The organism is Liquorilactobacillus sicerae (assembly GCF_029916425.1).
Taxonomy (GTDB): Bacteria; Bacillota; Bacilli; order Lactobacillales; family Lactobacillaceae; genus Liquorilactobacillus; species Liquorilactobacillus sicerae.
The window spans coordinates 53,258-70,613 of sequence record NZ_JAHAVQ010000008.1; the positions used below are offsets into that span (position 1 = coordinate 53,258).

At 37.6% G+C, this 17,356-nt stretch carries 17 protein-coding genes and 1 riboswitch; of the genes, 6 read left to right on the forward strand and 11 right to left on the reverse strand.

Annotated elements, in window-relative coordinates; genetic code table 11:
* Positions 1-24 precede the first annotated feature (24 nt).
* The 3 genes from KH893_RS06670 to KH893_RS06680 form a co-directional block, all read right to left on the reverse strand.
* Complete coding sequence (locus tag KH893_RS06670; RefSeq protein ID WP_281165378.1) at positions 25-483, reverse strand: universal stress protein; 459 nt, start codon at positions 481-483, stop codon at positions 25-27.
* A 20-nt stretch (positions 484-503) separates the two neighbouring features.
* Positions 504-1,439, reverse strand: a complete 936-nt coding sequence (locus KH893_RS06675; protein WP_281165379.1) for a CPBP family intramembrane glutamic endopeptidase — start codon at positions 1,437-1,439, stop codon at positions 504-506.
* Positions 1,440-1,549: 110 nt separating this feature from the next.
* Complete coding sequence (locus tag KH893_RS06680) at positions 1,550-2,290, reverse strand: deoxynucleoside kinase (RefSeq protein ID WP_281165380.1); 741 nt, start codon at positions 2,288-2,290, stop codon at positions 1,550-1,552.
* 132 nt (positions 2,291-2,422) lie between these two features.
* Here KH893_RS06680 and KH893_RS06685 point away from each other — a divergent pair, with 132 nt between their 5' ends.
* Together KH893_RS06685 and trpB are read left to right on the forward strand one after the other, a co-directional pair.
* The gene (locus tag KH893_RS06685) at positions 2,423-2,896 is read left to right on the forward strand and encodes a nucleoside 2-deoxyribosyltransferase (protein ID WP_281165381.1); all 474 of its coding nucleotides are present in this window, start codon (positions 2,423-2,425) and stop codon (positions 2,894-2,896) included.
* Between the two features lie 309 nt (positions 2,897-3,205).
* On the forward strand, positions 3,206-4,396 hold the full coding sequence (trpB, locus tag KH893_RS06690; protein ID WP_281165382.1) for a tryptophan synthase subunit beta: 1,191 nt from the start codon (positions 3,206-3,208) through the stop codon (positions 4,394-4,396).
* A gap of 162 nt (positions 4,397-4,558) precedes the next feature.
* Here trpB and KH893_RS06695 read toward each other — a convergent pair whose 3' ends face one another.
* Positions 4,559-5,647, reverse strand: a complete 1,089-nt coding sequence (locus KH893_RS06695; protein WP_281165383.1) for a DUF3114 domain-containing protein — start codon at positions 5,645-5,647, stop codon at positions 4,559-4,561.
* Between the two features lie 540 nt (positions 5,648-6,187).
* Here KH893_RS06695 and leuB point away from each other — a divergent pair.
* From leuB to KH893_RS06715, 4 genes are read left to right on the forward strand one after another with little or no spacing between them, the layout of a single operon-like run.
* Positions 6,188-7,234: a 3-isopropylmalate dehydrogenase gene (gene leuB, locus KH893_RS06700; protein ID WP_281165384.1), complete on the forward strand. Its 1,047-nt coding sequence runs from the start codon at positions 6,188-6,190 to the stop codon at positions 7,232-7,234.
* 6 nt (positions 7,235-7,240) lie between these two features.
* Positions 7,241-8,617 carry a 3-isopropylmalate dehydratase large subunit gene (leuC, locus tag KH893_RS06705; protein ID WP_281165385.1) on the forward strand — a complete coding sequence of 459 codons (1,377 nt, stop codon included), beginning with the start codon at positions 7,241-7,243 and terminating at the stop codon, positions 8,615-8,617.
* A 1-nt stretch (position 8,618) separates the two neighbouring features.
* On the forward strand, positions 8,619-9,203 hold the full coding sequence (gene leuD / locus KH893_RS06710) for a 3-isopropylmalate dehydratase small subunit (RefSeq protein WP_281165386.1): 585 nt from the start codon (positions 8,619-8,621) through the stop codon (positions 9,201-9,203).
* Positions 9,204-9,229: 26 nt separating this feature from the next.
* The gene (locus tag KH893_RS06715; RefSeq protein WP_281165387.1) at positions 9,230-10,579 is read left to right on the forward strand and encodes an MFS transporter; all 1,350 of its coding nucleotides are present in this window, start codon (positions 9,230-9,232) and stop codon (positions 10,577-10,579) included.
* A gap of 197 nt (positions 10,580-10,776) precedes the next feature.
* Here KH893_RS06715 and yaaA read toward each other — a convergent pair whose 3' ends face one another.
* The 7 genes from yaaA to KH893_RS06750 form a co-directional block, all read right to left on the reverse strand.
* Entirely contained in the window at positions 10,777-11,532 is a 756-nt protein-coding gene (gene yaaA / locus KH893_RS06720; protein WP_281165388.1) for a peroxide stress protein YaaA, read from the reverse strand.
* Positions 11,533-11,600: 68 nt separating this feature from the next.
* Positions 11,601-12,161, reverse strand: coding sequence for an ECF transporter S component (locus tag KH893_RS06725; RefSeq protein ID WP_281165389.1), 561 nt, complete (start codon positions 12,159-12,161; stop codon positions 11,601-11,603).
* Entirely contained in the window at positions 12,151-13,152 is a 1,002-nt protein-coding gene (locus KH893_RS06730) for a nucleoside hydrolase (RefSeq protein ID WP_281165390.1), read from the reverse strand. The genes KH893_RS06725 and KH893_RS06730 overlap by 11 nt, the downstream gene beginning before the upstream one ends.
* Positions 13,153-13,182: 30 nt before the next feature.
* Positions 13,183-13,227, reverse strand: a riboswitch (PreQ1 riboswitch).
* A 68-nt stretch (positions 13,228-13,295) separates the two neighbouring features.
* Positions 13,296-13,775 carry a 23S rRNA (pseudouridine(1915)-N(3))-methyltransferase RlmH gene (rlmH, locus tag KH893_RS06735; RefSeq protein WP_281165391.1) on the reverse strand — a complete coding sequence of 160 codons (480 nt, stop codon included), beginning with the start codon at positions 13,773-13,775 and terminating at the stop codon, positions 13,296-13,298.
* A gap of 464 nt (positions 13,776-14,239) precedes the next feature.
* Positions 14,240-15,547 carry a S1C family serine protease gene (locus KH893_RS06740; RefSeq protein ID WP_281165392.1) on the reverse strand — a complete coding sequence of 436 codons (1,308 nt, stop codon included), beginning with the start codon at positions 15,545-15,547 and terminating at the stop codon, positions 14,240-14,242.
* Between the two features lie 141 nt (positions 15,548-15,688).
* Positions 15,689-16,501, reverse strand: a complete 813-nt coding sequence (locus tag KH893_RS06745; protein WP_281165393.1) for an MBL fold metallo-hydrolase — start codon at positions 16,499-16,501, stop codon at positions 15,689-15,691.
* Between the two features lie 37 nt (positions 16,502-16,538).
* Entirely contained in the window at positions 16,539-17,351 is an 813-nt protein-coding gene (locus KH893_RS06750) for a two-component system regulatory protein YycI (protein ID WP_281165394.1), read from the reverse strand.
* Between the last annotated feature and the right edge of the window lie 5 nt (positions 17,352-17,356).

Genomic DNA, 17,356 nt, shown 5'->3' on the forward strand with positions numbered 1-17,356 from the left:
TAAGTTACAATTATATTTTAATACTTATTTCTCACTGCGAGCTAGTAACACATCACATTTTGCTTCGCGAACCACAAATGCCGCAACTGATCCCATGACCAATCGCTCTAAGAAGTTTTTTCCAGTTGAACCAATAATGATCAAATCATTTTGGTATTCTGGCTGAAAGTCTTGAACAATGACCACTTTAGGATTGCCAAAGCGTAAATGCACCTGAAACTGCTTTGAATTCAAAGCGTATTTTTTTACCAGTTCTTCATTAAGCTTTGTTAAATAGGACTCATTAGATTGTTCCAATTGATAAACTTGCTCGCCATCTAAAATCATACCTGGATTACCCAAATCCAATGAGTTTATATCCATTACCTTTAAAACATCCAAATGAGCATAATTTTCTTTAGCGATTCTGATTGCTTTATTTAAGGCAATTTTTGCACCTTTTGACCCGTCAATTGGCACTAAAATACGTTGATAATTTATCATATTGTTTTCCTTCTCTCTAATTAGACTCGACTCAGACTTAGACAAGCCATAATAATGACACTGACAGTGATCAGGATCACCAAATGATTACCAAAATATAGCTTAATAAACTTGCGAGAAAGTTTAATCTTTGAAAACCAATCTTTAATCAGTTGCTTTTTCGCTAAAAGAATTAAGATCCCCATTATCCCGCCGAATAAAATTAGCCCGCTACTGATTTCATTAGCCACTATTGTTGGCAATAAACGTAAAATCTGATTTAAGAAATCCCCTAAAACAAAGTTATTAAATATATGCAGGAGCAGCGACCAAAAAAGGCCATAAGTTAATGCAGTGTATCCTAAAACTAATCCAATCAAAAAGGCAAATGGACTCTGAACAAAATTAACATGGTATAAGCCAAACAAATAAGCTGAACCCAAAACTGCTAAGACTGAATTAATTTTGTCTAAGTTTTTCAAAACAAAACCGCGAAAAACTAATTCTTCAATCAAAGGGCCAAAAACAGCAGCATACAACAGCATTGAGAAACTCTCACTCTGTTGGGTCGCATCTTTTAACTGTTCTAAGACACTCAGACCGAAAAGTTGAAAAATGCTTTCTAGAAGCTGGGCAAAAAGACTTGCTACGATTTGGCCAGTTAACAAAATTGCAATTAAGCTAAAAAAAGTTTTGCCAGTCATTTTTCGGGACCCAACTTGCCAATACCTTCGCCAATCTTGTTTTGAAGAAGTCAAAACAATAAAAATAAAACCAAATAAAATTGCTACTAAATACGGCCAGCCACTTTGATTCAAACGATGAAGCGGCCAATTTAAAAAGCGCTTTAAAAAAAGAAAAACTCCGCTGGCACTAACTTGAAAAATTAGATAATAAATCAGTGTTATCCCAACAATTTTAGTGATTTTTTTTTGCAAGAAACTTTTCTTATTAAAAATACGTTTAATCCATTGCAAAATTTCCACCTCAGTTTTAATAAAAGTATAATATTTTTTAGGTCCTGAGGCTAGTCGTTTATTGATAAAAAACCAAAAAGCAGGGGTAATTAACTTTCCCCTGCTGATCCTTAAGCTTTTATTTCTTGTTGATGTTGATGAAATAGTTTTTCAGCTTGATCATTTGAAATCTTGCCTAATGTTAAAAGTTTCTTTTCAATTTTCTCGAGTACCTGAACCCGATCTAATTGATTTCTTACAAAATCAAATCGATCACCATCAATAATCAATTGCGGTGAAAGGTCATAGCTCTTCATCCATCGATCATAATATTTTAATAACCGCTGATAATAGACAACCAATGAAGGATCCTTCGTAACTAACTCGTATTTACGTCCTCGTTTATTGATCCGCTGAATCATCGTTTCATAAGATACTTTAATCGTGATCATCAAATCCGGTGATTTTTTCTTTGCTGCATAAGGTAGCTCTTCCATCATATTGTCCAACAAGCTTTTATAAATCTGATATTCAACTTGGGTGGCATTTCCCAAATCGGTATTCATTTTCATAAATATCTGATCTTCATAAATTGATCGATCTAGAATATCGTTATCATTTTGCATGGCTTCTTTGATCATCTTAAAACGACGATTTAAAAAATATGTTTGCAACAAATAGGCATATGGATTGGTCGCTTCTAAATCTCCAGCTGCTCTTTTTTGGGCAGCTATTTCATTTCCCTTATAAAACAGTGGCAAAACCGGATTATCTTCAACTGGCTCAAAAAATGCGTTAGTTCCTAGTTCTTTAGCCAAAATTCCCGTTAAACTTGACTTGCCTGAACCAATAATTCCAGATAATGTGATCAAAATAACTGCTCCATCCTTTCTTAATTGACCATTTATCATCATACGCTGCCTAAGCAAAAAAATAAAGCATTAGCTTGTTAAGTATAGTATGATAAATTTGTTATCTTATAAATTCAAAGTGAGGTTGGTAAAGTGAATAAAATTTATCTAGCAGCACCTTTTTTTAGTGATCAACAACAGCAACGAATTCAACTGGTTAAAACCGCACTCGAAAAAAATTCCACTATTGATTCGAAAAACATTTTTTTACCGCAAGAACACCAATTTGAAGAAGAAAAATTTGGCAGTCGTGCTTGGCAGCAATATGTTTTTGCTTCTGATATTCGTCAAATTTATCGAGCTGATGTTCTCGTTGCAATTTTGGACTATAAATTAGAAACTGGTGATAACGAAGGCGATTCGGGTACGATGTTTGAAATTGGCGTGGCTTTTGCAAATCACACGCCAATTGTGGTGATTCAATTTGACCCACAAAAGAATCTCAATTTAATGATTGCCCAAAGCTTAACAGCTTATTTTGATGCTAGTCAAAATGGTTTACAAGAATTAAGTAGTTACAATTTTAATGACCTTAAATCTAAACCAGCTAAACGTCCGGTCATTTAAATTAACTTTTGCTTGACTTTTAATAAGAAGTCATTAATAATAAGAGCATCAAAGATAGAAAGGAAGACAAAAATGACATTTTCACGTAAAAACTGGCAACTTTGGCATAGTTAAGCGAGTAACGTCATAATTAACGGCTGTGACTCGCTAGAATCAAATTTTGATTTTTAGAGAGTCTATGCCGGGGTCTTCTATTTACGGAATTGGGTATTTTACCAAGTTGACACCGTCGTAGTGATGTGTGTCAACTTTTTTTATCTGACTAGACTCTCTACCTCAACAGTAAAAATTATAAAAGGAGTGTCTAGTATGACAGAACAAACAAAAACAGGATTCTTTGGTGAATTTGGTGGTCAATTTGTACCTGATCAAGTTAAAGAAGCTTTGAATCAAGTTGCAACAGCTTATAATCAATTTAAGGATGATCCTCAGTTTCGACAAGAATTGGCTTATTATCTTAAAGACTACTCAGGTCGGCCAACTCCTCTGTACTTTGCAGAATCGCTGACTAAATATTTAAAAGGTGCCAAGATTTATCTCAAGCGTGAAGATTTAAATCATCTGGGTGCCCATAAATTAAATAACGTTCTAGGTCAAATTTTACTAGCCAAACGAATGGGCAAAAATAAAGTTATTGCTGAAACTGGTGCTGGCCAGCATGGTGTTGCAACCGCTGCTGCTGCTGCTAAATTTGGGATGGAATGTGAAATCTTCATGGGTGCTGAGGATGTCGAGCGCCAAAAACTAAATGTTTTTCGAATGAATCTGCTTGGAGCTAAAGTTCACGCTGTTCATGCCGGCAATGGAACTTTAAAAAATGCTGTCGATGCTGCTTTTGCCTACTTTTCCCAGCATTTAGCTGACACATATTATGTCTTAGGCTCAGCAGTCGGCCCATACCCCTATCCAATGATGGTCAAAGACTTTCAAAGTGTAATCAGTCGTGAAGCCAAAAAGCAAATTTTAGAAAAAGAAAGCCGCTTGCCAGATGCAGTAATTGCTTGCGTCGGTGGCGGTTCAAATGCTATTGGTGCTTTTGCAGAATTCATTGCCGATTCGCAAGTCCGGCTGATTGGAGCTGAGGCGGCCGGTAAAGGCGTCAATACCCCCGAAAATGCCGCAACTATGACTAATGGCAAGATTGGCATCTCTGACGGTATGCGTTCTTATGTTTTGCAAGACGATCAAGGAAATGTCTTGCCAGCTTACTCAATTTCAGCCGGCCTTGATTATCCCGGTGTTGGTCCCGAGCATTCTTATTTAAAAGATGCTAAACGTGCTGAATATTACCCAATTACCGATCAAGAAGCTGTAGATGCTTTCGTCTTGTTATCGAAAACAGAAGGAATCATCCCTGCTTTGGAAAGCTCTCATGCTGTGGCCCAAGCTGTTAAAATGGTGCCAAAAATGAATCCTGAACAAATCGTGATTATCAACATTTCCGGTCGTGGTGACAAAGATGTCAACCAGGTTGCACATTATCTAGGAAGGAAGATTTAATTTCCAAACTAAGCTGAAAGTTTAATTTTTTTGATAATCACCAAAAAATACAAACAAATCTAGATCTCCGTCAATTAGATTGATTAAGCGATAAAATCCCTTGAATTGTAGTGACCTCTAGAAAGTTGGACCTTGATGGAGTGGAACGATCCACTCTTTTTTTTAGCTAAAATTAAACATTTTGTTTCCTCTTTGCTGCCAATAATAAGCAAAACCCCGATTTCTTGCTGGCAATTTTTGCTGATAAAACCAACGAAAGTCATGATAGACTATACGCCACTTTGAAATGGGAACTTTCTGCCAACTAATAAAATCTCTCTTGTTGACAATTAAGTCGATATATTCTCCTTGGTGACGATAACTAATCGGTGTTTGAAATTTTCTTTTTAGTAACCAGTGACGTAATTGTGGATCATCAGGATGCATGAAATCTAATCGTTGATGAGTATCACTAAACTTTAGCAGCCATGCCCACCGCCCTTTTGGCAAGCCGAAATTGAATGAACCGGTGTTAGCAACTGCTGGTAATTCTGACAATGGATAAATTTTTTTGTTGGAATCAATTAACTGATTGTTCAATTGCTGATACACATCCCATTCAGTCACAAATTTTTGTGTGTCCAACTCCAAAATGAATTCCGACATGCGATACCAGCTATCAACTTGAACTTTAAAGTTTTGTGGGTAGTTAAAGTTTTCTTTGGGTAAATACCGATTGTGGAGACGTGCACTGGTACTGTAATCAAGTTTAATCTTAAAAACTTGACAATAGTTTTGCAGTTTTTCCCAGTCAGTTTGGCCGGAAAAATTTGTTCGAACATAACGAATATTTTGCCAATCAAGGTAACTGCGAAACAAATGTACTTCCTTTGCTAACTCAGCTAGTTGCGGTTGTACAGAATCCGTTGCATATGCCCGCAAACTTTTTGCTGGAAAAGTTCGCTGAACTTGTTTTCTGAATTCAACTAAAAACTCAGCATGCGGGGCCAATTGCGGATAAAACTGCTGTCGATCAATTTGCAAAAAATTATTTTGATCAACGCTGGCCTGCGCATGTCGTAAAACCAGCTGTAATCTAGCTGCTGCTGGTAAAGCTAAGTTTTTAAAAGCTCGAGTATAGAGTGGTGAACCAATCAAGCTTAATTGCGTAATCAAGGTTGGGCGAGCCATTAGCAACTTTAAAGTGCTTCGATCGACCAAATTTTCCCAACCGGTTGCTTTTAATGCTTCCATTAACTTTTGTTTGATCATTACCACCCTCTTTTAAAAAATAGCTGCTCATCGCTAAATAACTTTACTCTCTCACAAGAATTGTCTCAAGCTTTATACTAACTCCAGATCGTTTATAGTGAATTTGCCTTCTCAAATGGATAATCACTAATATGATCTAGCGTGCTTTCAGATATCATCAAGTACGAATTGAAAGCAAGCTTTTATTAGGTGTACGGACAAAGCCACTAAATGTTGCTATAGTTGGATTAAAAAAATTACTTGTTCCACGTGAAACAAGTTTGCTTACTTTAGAAAAATTTCTAATTTACTATTGACATGAAATTAAAACGGGATTAAATTATTATTAAACAAAACGAAAGGAGTTCTTAGTCATGCTGCAAATAAATTCAAATCATTCAGCAATTGAATTTGCCCTACTACTATGACCGAGGACTCTGACATCAATTATGTCGAGTCCTATTTGCAGTTAGCGGAGTGGGGCTCGATGAAAAAGCGTCTCATTCTGATTACGAATGAGGCGCTTTTTTAATAGTTTAAAAATTTCAAAGGAGTAATTCGATGACTACCAAAAAAATTGCTATTTTACGTGGAGATTATATTGGACCAGAAATCATGGCTGCTGGCTTAGCAGTTTTAGCTGCTGCCTGTGCTGACAAATTTGCTTATCAAACTCAAGATTTACCCTTTGGTGGTCAAGCAATCGATACAGTTGGCGATCCCTTGCCAGCTAAAACGATTCACGGTTGCCAAGAAGCTGATGCTGTTTTGTTAAGTGCAATTGGCGGTCCTAAGTGGGATCAGGCCAAGAAACGTCCTGAAGCCGGACTGCTACAAATCAGAAATGAATTGCAGTTATTTGCTAATATTCGACCAACCCGGGTCGATCCGATTCTTGCTCAAAATTCTCCCGTCAAAGAAGCTGTTATTCAGGGAACTGATTTTGTGATTGTTCGTGAATTGACCAGTGGAATTTACTTTGGTCAACCGCGGCAACAAACTGCTACTGCTGCCCTTGATACTTCAACTTACACTAAACAGGAAGTTGAACGGATCTTGCGATTTGGCTTTACGATGAGTGAACACCGCAAAAAACATGTTACGATCGTCGACAAAGCCAACGTTTTAGCAACCTCCAAGCTTTGGCGTCAAGTTACCCAACAAGTTCAGGCGGATTTTCCAGCTGTCAAGGTCGATTATAGTTACGTCGATGCAGCTTCAATGAAGTTAATCAGCCAGCCGACCTTCTTCGATGTGATCATCACTGCCAACTTGTTTGGCGATATTTTAAGTGACGAAGCTTCAGTTTTAACTGGTTCATTAGGAACGATTCCTTCGATGAGTGCCGGCAACAATGGCCCAAATCTTTATGAACCAATTCATGGCTCAGCTCCAGATATTGCTGGCAAAGGGATTGCAGATCCATTGGCAATGATTCAAAGTGTCGAAATGATGCTTCGTGAATCATTCCATGAAAATCAAATTGCTGATCAGATTGCTACCGCAGTTAGACAGACCATCAAAGCTGGAATTGTAACGCCCGATTTAGGCGGCCAAGCAACGACCAAAGAAGTAACCGCCAAAATTATTGAAAATTTGAAAGGATGAAACAAAATGGGAAAAACATTATTTGATAAAGTGTGGGAAAAACATGTGATCACTGGTCAAGCTGGTGAACCACAATTGATCTATGTTGACCTGCATTTGGTCCATGAGGTCACCTCGCCGCAAGCTTTTGAAGGCCTGCGTGAAAATCAGCGTCATGTCCGGCGACCAGAGCGTACTTTTGCGACAATGGATCACAATGTACCAACTAAAGACATTTTTAACATTAAAGACCAAATTTCAAAGAAGCAGATTGAAACCCTTGAACAAAATTGCCAAGAATTCGGAATTCGCTTAGCTAAAATGGGAACTGCCGATCAAGGAATCGTCCATGTAATTGGACCACAGCTTGGTTTGACTCAACCAGGTCAAGTAATTGTTTGTGGTGACTCACACACTGCAACTCATGGTGCCTTCGGTTCAATTGCCTTTGGAATTGGTACCTCTGAAGTTGAACATGTCCTGGCAACCCAAACCATTTGGCAAATGAAGCCAAAAACGATGGGGATCCATTTGCATGGTCAGCTTCAACCAGGTGTTGCCGCCAAAGATATTATCATGGCCTTGATTGCTCAACATGGAGTTAATTTTGGCGTTGGTTATGCAGTCGAATTCTATGGTGATACTTTACAGCAACTATCAATGGAAAATCGTATGACTATTTGCAATATGGCTATCGAAGGTGGCGCTAAAATGGGAATGATGAGGCCAGATCAAGCCACCTTTGATTATTTAAAAGGCCGCAAATATGCTCCGCAAAACTTCTCAGCAGCTGTTGATTATTGGAAGCAATTTTATACTGATGATCCAAGTGATTATGATCAAATTATCGACTTTGATGTCAGCCAGTTAGCTCCTTATGTTTCTTGGGGGACTAACCCTTCGATGGCAATTCCAATAACTGCTTCTTTACCAAAATCGAGTGACATGAACTTTGAACGTGCATATCACTATATGGACTTGCAACCGGGAATTAAAGCTACCGAGATCCCTATTCAATGGATCTTTATTGGTTCTTGCACAAATGGCCGCTTAGAAGATATCGAAGAAGCTGCTAAGATTATTAAAGGTCATCATATTTCACCCCAAGTTACTGCTTGGATTGTTCCCGGGTCGCGAACCGTCAAAAACGAAGCCGAAAAATTAGGACTTGATAAAGTTTTCAAAGATGCTGGTTGCGAATGGCGTGATCCTGGTTGTTCAGCCTGCTTGGCGATGAACCCTGATAAAATTCCGGCAGGCATTCACTGTGCCTCAACTACTAATCGAAACTTTGAAGGTCGACAAGGGAAAAATGCTCGAACTCATTTAGCTAGCCCAGCGATGGTCGCAGCGGCAGCAATTTATGGACATTTCGTTGATATACGCCAAAAGGAGGCTATTTAAAATGGAGGCTATTACTGTACATCGTGGCACAACAATTCCACTGATGAATAACAATATTGATACTGATCAAATTATTCCTAAGCAGTTTTTAAAGAATATTTTAAAAGTTGGTTATGGCCAACACTTATTTAATGACTGGCGTTACCGAGATGATGGCACGCCTGATCCAAATTTCATTTTAAATGCTGCTGACCGTCAGCAGGCTACTATTTTGATTACCGGTGACAATTTTGGCTGCGGTTCTTCCCGTGAGCATGCTGCTTGGGCTTTAAAGGACTGGGGTTTTAAAATCATTATTGCTGGTGGCTACAGTGATATTTTCTTCATGAATTGTACTAAGAATGGCTTGTTGCCAATTATTTTACCCCAAGCTGCCCGTAAGCAATTAGCCAAGCTTGCTCCAGCTCAGGAAATCACTATTGATCTGCCCAAGCAAAAAGTAATTAATGGAACGACCAGTTATTCATTTGAAATCGATCCAACTTGGAAAGAAAAATTTATTAACGGAACCGATGACATTGATGTAACTCTGCGCTATGAACGACAAATCAGTACTTTTGAACAGAAAATGCCAAATTTTGGATAGCTTGATTTATCATAGGGGGAATTTAAATGGAGCAAGTCGTTAACGAACGTGAATTTGATCAAACCAAAGCACGTAGCCTGAAAGTTCGGATGGATCAAGTTCAACCAACTAAAACTTTTTATAAGATTTTTATTTTAGTTTCAGCCGGGATGTTTCTTGATGCAATTGATGTGTACTTAGCTAGTGGAGTTAGCAGTTATATGTTAAAAACTGGCTGGTCAACCTTACAACTAAACTCGATCTTCTTGTCAGTTGGATTTTTAGGACTTTTTCTTGGCTCCGTCTTTGCTGGTATAATTGGTGATTTCTTTGGTCGCAAGCGTGCTTATCAATTAAATCTGCTGATCTTCGGTGGCTTTACCTTGTTAGGGGCCTTTGCTCCAAATATGCATTTCCTAATTGGTTGTCGATTCATCGCGGCCATTGGCTTAGGTACTGAAATTGTGACTGGCTTTTCAATGATCAATGAATTTGCTCCTATCAAAAGCCGCGGTCGCTGGTGTGCGACCACTTCTTTTATCGCTAATTGTGGTGCACCACTAGCAATGTTATTATGTACGCTCCTGATCCCACGCTTTACCTGGCGAATTATGTTTGTAATTGCTGGAGCTGCTGCCTTAATTTTATGGTATTTTCGTCGAAATTTGCCGGAATCACCGCGCTGGAGTATTAACCATAAACGTTATCAAGAAGCTCAAATCGTTATTGATCAACTCGAAAATGAGATGAAGACCGCTCAGATTGCCCAAGTCAAACAAACTGTAAAGCCAGAAATTGCTGAAAAAGTTGCTACGGAAATTAATTCACATTTTGCGCGTAATTTATTCGTGGCTATTTTCGCCGTCTCAGCAACCATTGTTTGTCAATATACTTTTACCTCTTGGGTTCCAACTTTATTGGTTAAACAAGGTATTAATATTGTTTCTTCTTTAGGCTTTAGTACCGTGATGATGATCGGAGCTCCAGTTGGTGCCTTTATTGGCTCGCAGCTGGTCGATCGGATCGGTCGAAAACCAACGATTGTAATTGCGTTTGTCGGTGCCGCTATCTTAGGCCTAACTTATACCCATCAGGCAACAGCTATTGGTGTGATGATTAATGGCTTCTTGCTGACAACTTGTTTCTACATTCTGATGGCTTCCGTAGTTGCCGTTTATGTTTCTGAGTTGTTCACTACCAAATATCGTTTTCGCGGATCTGGAATTGCTAATGGAACTTCCAAACTGATTACTGTCGGGATGCCTTTATTTGTTTCTTGGCTGTTGACTGTTGCTAATGCAACGATGATTTTTGTCATTATGAGTGCTTTTGCAATTATTGCAGCTTTAGTTGTTGTTTTCTTAGGTCCGGAAACTAATAATCAAATCTTGGAATAACTCCATGCAGATATAGTTGGAATGTAACTAAATCTCCATAAGAATTTTCTTTTACAGCTTATATTATCGCAATAATTGGTGGTCGCTTAAACAGCCAGAGCAACGTATCACCAATATCGTTGGCTAGCTATTTATGTTTAGTTGCCAATCAAAACAAATAAAAAACTTTCCGCTCAATTCTGGAGGGGAAAGTTTTTTTATTTGCGTTTACTTTCTTTAACAAAGACCAAATTACTTTTACTGGATAATTTTGGTTGGTACCGATAACCTTCTAAATTAAAATCTTTCAGTTCCCCAACTTGTTTAAGCTGATTTTCAACAATAAATCGGACCATATTTCCTCGTGCTCGTTTGACAGCAGTTGCCAATTGCCGATACTTTCCCTGACTAAATTGTTTAAAACTACATGTTACCAAGCAATCCCCTGGTTGCAAATACTTTTCAATAGCCTGGGAATATTCCTTGGAGGCCAAATCAATAACTGGTTCCCGTGTTTGAAAAACTTGACGATATAATCGGTCACCCCAATATTGATATAAGTTTTGATAACCGTTAACGTTAATTTTTGCACGCATTTCCAAACGATACGGTTGAACCCCATCAAAGGCGTGCAAGACACCATAAAAACCCGATAAAATATATAAATCGGCTGCCACTTGATCCAAAGCAGTTTGAGAAAAGACTTCTGAACCCATTGCTTGAAACTGAATACCATTGTAAGCCATAATTGCTGGAGTTAATGCTTGAGTTAAACTGATCTCTTTCAAGATTTGGCAGTTAATCTTAGCCAGCCGATCGCTGCACTGCCAGACATTTTTCAATTGCTGGTAACTTAACGTCTGCATCCAAGCTAATAATTGCTGAGTTTCTTTTAGAAAAACTGGCATCCCTCGAATCGCAAAGTCATCAGTTGCTGACAGCATTTTTTTGGCTGGCGAAATGATTATTTTCATAAAAACCTCCTTATGGAATACAAAAAGAGTCAACCAGATTTGCCTGACTGACTGCTTCATGACTTTAGTTATAAAGACTTAATGATTTTTGTTTTTAACACCCGGTACAAAACGGCAACTACGCTAACTCCAATCAAGCGATCAAAATAATCAGTGATCAATTGGACAATAAAAACGGCGAAAGCCTTATTCAAACCAAATCCCAATAATAATTGCACAATAATACTTGAGCCAGATGAAGTGATTCCATGGAATAAAAAATAAGTAATTGCTGTTGAAACAATTGTTCCTGGCAAAGAAATCAGCAGTGCTACCAACCAAAGGCTTTTCCATTTATCAGGTTGCCATTTATGATACAACAAACCGGCACCAAGTCCAATCACTAACTGAACCGGCAAATAATATAATGAGATTAGATCACTTGTCAAGCCCATGATAACACTAGTAATTCCACCGGCAAAACACCCAGCAAGCGGACCTAATAAAGCGGCTGCCAAAATTGTTCCAATCGTATCTAAATAAACTGGTAATTTCAATAATAAAGCCAAATTGCTGCCGACAATGTTTAAAGCCGCCGCCATCGCAATAATGATAATAAATTGCAGCGAGATTTTCTTCTTAGTTGACATTTGTTTCGTCCCCTTTGCACATGACTTGATTCAAAACTTCCGTAAGTTCTGGATCCTTTGCTCGAATGATTCTTTGTAAAAACATGTGCATAAATTTCTGGACGTTAACTTCTGTCAAAACAAGTGCATTACTTGTTTCTTGCCAAAAACCTTGGATATCAACCATACTTTGACCGATTGCTAAACCGTTAGTTACAACCTTTACTCGCGCTTCAAAGCCTTGGCACAAAGTTGGCTCAAGTAAAAAAGCAACAGCTAGCGGATCATTGATCACACAACCAATGACTTTTTCCTGCTGCCAATGAAAATCAAAGTAAAACCGAGTTATTTTTTTTATGAAATTACCGACTCGCCGATTTTTTTGCCAAATATATTCAAGAATATTCGGCGTCAAAACAATTTTTCGGGTCACATCTAGACCAACCATTTTGATTGAAACTGGAGTGTGATCAAAAACATAAGCTGCTGCATCTGGATCGCACCAATAATTATACTCAGCTACTGGCGAACAATTACCATGTGAACGGAAATTGCCACCCATTGAAACAATTGCTTGACAATTATGCCAAACTGCCGGCTGAGCTTTAAGCGCTAACGCCAAATTGGTTAGCGGCCCAATTGCCAAAATCACAACTTGCTTGTTTTGCGCCAGAGTTTGCTCGATAAACTCAATTGCATCCGGCTGAACCTTGACTTTAGTAACCAGTGGAAGCTGGCTTTCACCTAAACCATCTTGTCCATGAGTGTCCTGAGCACTGACATACGTTCTTTTTAAAGGCTTAGTTGCCCCTACATACACCGGAATATCCAAACGGCTAGCAAAGTCTAAAACCTTGAGTGCATTTTGCGCCCCGATTTCAGCTGGTACATTTCCACTAACGATCGTAATACCTAAAATTTCAAGCTCTGGCGAATTCACAGCTAACAATAATGCTAGACTATCATCGATTCCTGGATCACAATCAATAATAACTTTTTGTCTTGCATTCATTTTCCAACCTCCTTTCCCCACTTAGGGATGAGATCCTTGGTTTTTTATCCTGGGAAGTTCACGAACCAGTCGAGTTATAAACTCATTTGTTAAATGCACAATAGTAAGTATAAATTAAAACATTCTAAATTTAAAGTCATTAATCATTTATGATAGGGACTACCATTGTTGATCATAAAAGCCCGATAAATCTGTTCTGTCAAAACTAAGCGCATTAATTGATGTGGCAAAGTAAAACGTCCAAATGAAATCTGTGTATCTGCACGACTTAGAACAGCTGGACTTAACCCTAATGAACCACCGATTACAAACGTTAAATCACTATGGCCATAAGTTGTCAACTGTTCGACCTCATTAGCAAATTCTTCCGAGGTTCGTTCTTTGCCTAAAATTGCTAAAGCAAAAACATACTCTTTTTCCTTAATTTTAGCTAACAAACGTTGCCCCTCAGTTTCCTTGACTTGCTCCATTTGAGCCAGACTTAAATTTTCTGGTGCTTTTTCATCTGGAACTTCAATGATCTTAAATTTGCAGAATTTAACTAATCTTTTAGTATATTCTGCAATTCCCTGTTTTAAGTATTTCTCTTTCAATTTGCCGACGACTATCAACTTGATGTTCACAACTTATCACCTTTTCACACTTTATCCACAAAGTTATCCACATATCCACAATTTACTAGTCAACATCTTGTTACGAACAAACTTTCGTCACAAGATTTATTTAAGTCTGTTTTGTCAAGTTCTAATTAGTTATCCACAGTTATTTGCCTATGAATATTGATAACCACACCCCCATTAATTGTTGATTTATCGGAGTTTCAAGCTAGTTGCTTTCTGTAAAAACAAATGTTATCAACAGTTATTTTATTCAACTGTGGATAACTAAAAACAGCAATGAAAACTTATTTTCGTAAAGCTCTTTGACTTCTTAACAGCTCAATTATAACTTATCCACCATTTTTTCCACACCCTGTTAATTAAATTCATTTTTGGACCCTTTTTATACAAAAAAGCCGATTAACATGAAGTTTTTTCATGCTAATCGGCTTTTACCCATAATTAATAATTATCTTTGAATTTAATTATTAATTTCCTGAATTTGAAGAAGTTGTAGTATTCTTATCATTAGCTTCCAAAGTTAACTTAACACTAGCAGTTTTCAGTGAACCATCATGATAATATTGAATTTGAACTGTATCACCAATTTTATGCTCATACAGAGCTTCCCGTAAAGTTGCCAATCCTTTCACTTTCTTACCGCCTAATGATGTAATCACATCATATTTCTGCAAGCCAGCATTTTTGGCTGGTGAGTTATTAGAAACTTTCAAGACGACCACGCCACTTGAGACACTGGAAGGTAACTTCAAAACAGATTTTTGGTCAGTTGAAGAAATATAACTAAGATCAACTAAGGAAATTCCCAATGCTGGCCGGCTGATTTTACCATTTTTCACTAACTCATTGATAATCTTCACGACTTCATTACTTGGAATTGCGAAACCCATTCCTTCAACTGAAGTCGATGAATCAGAACTTGAATCAGAACTTGAATCAGTTGACGACAACTTCATCGAGTTGATCCCCACGACTTGCCCATCAAGATTGATCAACGGACCACCAGAGTTTCCTGGATTAATCGCTGCATCGGTTTGAATGACCGTTGTCTGACCAGTTGTCATCCCTGAACTGTCAGTTGTATCAATTGTCCGTTTTTTAGCTGAAATAATTCCCTGAGTTAATGATGTTGCATACTTAGACCCTAACGGAGACCCAATTGCTAAAGCCGTCTGGCCAACCTTGATGTCATCTGAATTACCAAATGAAGCAACCTGCTTAACATACTGAGCATTAATCTTTAAAACGGCTAAGTCAGTGATCGAATCATGTCCGACTACAGTAGCTTTTAACTTTTTACCGCTGTTTAACAAAATTTCAACTTTGTCTGCCCCGGAAATAACATGATTATTAGTAACAATAAAGGCGGTGTTTCCTGTTTTCTTATAAATTACACCTGATCCTTCGCTCTCACTTTCAGTCGTATCATCTCCAGAACTCGATCCAAACAAGCCATCCAAAGCATTACTACTGCTGCTTTCTGAATATGCCTCGACTGAAACAACAGCATTTTTGATTTTATTAAATGCTTTGGTTGATTGCGTACTTACATTAACCTTAACATTGCTGACTTTCGTCGTTCCCTTTGAGTTTTCAACCGTTGCAGAATTATTTTGATAGTATTGATAACCACCCGCGACGATTCCGCCACCAAGAACACCGCCAATCAACGCAACGAGTAAAATTTTTCCATAACCATTATTTTTTGAAGGACGTTGTTTTTTATTCCCATTGTTTATTTGAGTTTCAGGAACCTGATTTTTATCCTCAGCCATACATCCGCGCACAGTCTCCTATCATCAACTGTACCTTCCTCCCTTCAGACCCTTAAATAATTTTGTAATTTTATTTTACCGATTTTTTTTGAAAAAATCATGAATTTAGTCCTACAATTATTTTAAAGGAATTATGAATTTTTAAATACTCGTTAACTTAGTAGCACGATTAGGATCTGTATCTAAAATCTTAAAATCATGTTCGACCGCCAAATCATGTTCTTTCATAATTGAAGCAACTGTTAAATGAGCTAGTTCTTTAACATTATTGTCCTGACTTAAATGGCCTAAATAGATTTTCTTTGTCTGGTTACCCAGCACATCAATCATCGCATCGGCTCCATCTTCATTTGATAAATGTCCAGTGTCACTTAAAATTCGTTGTTTCAGTGACCATGGGTAAGCACCCATTTGCAACATCTCAGGATCATGATTGCATTCAATCAAATATCCATTAGCATCTTTGATCGTACCCTCAACTTTTTTTGAAACATAACCCGTATCAGTCAAAATGACAAATGAATGGCCATGATGATTTAAGCGATAAAACTGAGCAGCCGCTGCATCGTGCGAGACGCCAAAACTTTCAACATCTAAATCACCAAAACTTTTAGTTGCCCCCATTTTAAAAACATTACATTGATCAATTGGAATTTTTCCCACTTTTGTAGCCATTGCTTGCCAAGTTTTTTGATTAGCATAAACATTTAGGTGATAACGTCGTGCCAGAACGCCTACTCCTCGGCAGTGATCACTATGTTCATGAGTCACCAATAAATCATCTACCTCGGCTAGATCACGGCCAATTGATTCCATGAGTTTGGCAATTTTTTTACCACTTAAACCTGCGTCAACCAGCATTTTGCGTTTTGGAGTTTCAACATAAGTAACATTTCCCGTACTGCCGCTGGCTAACACACTAATTTTTAAGTCATCTTTTTGAATATCTGTCATTGTTTTAAATTACGACCTCTCAAAAAACTTGAATTAACTACCGCAAGGATACATTTTCTTCCATATAAGCACCAGTAAATGCATTGATGCGGCGATATTGAACGCTTCCTGATGAATTACTCTCTACAGCTAAGACCCAAGTTGGAATGTAAATCGTGCTGTTATTCACATTTAAAAGCCGCGTATAACTTAATCTAATCCATTTTACTGTGCTATTATTCATTAATTTATTATACTGATACAGCCAAATCAATGCTCTCTCTTGACTAATAATTGGTCTTTTACCTTTTAAAAATTTAATTTCAGCGATATATTTTTGAGTATAGCCTAAAACATAATTCTTTTTCAAATTAAAACGAATCTGTCCAGCAGTTGAATAAATTGGTTTGTTTTTGACCTGCTGCACATAGACAACCGTATTTTTCGTTGAAAGATACTTATCATAAACGTAATTATCACCGTTAATCACTTTAGTTGTATCTTTAACTATTCCATTTAGTGTTTGCTGGGGCTTTTTAGAATTCTTAAGTTTAATGCGATTTTCAAAAGTTGCTGTTAACCGGTGGGAATTAAAAGACCAAAGCACATCATGCAATTTACCAGCATCTGAATGCCAAGCATCTTTAGCAAAAGCTGCAATATAATAACCATTGGCCTTTTTAGTCGATAATTCACCAACTGAAATCTGATCACTTTTGATGCTTTTTAAAATTGAGTTTGAACTATGCTTGGTAGTCGTTGAAACGGTTGATTCAACAAGGTTATCCTTTTGGCTATATGAAGCAAACAAAAAAATATCCAACAAAATAAAAGCAATGAAGAAAATCAGTTCAATTCTTTTAAAATTCATTCTGA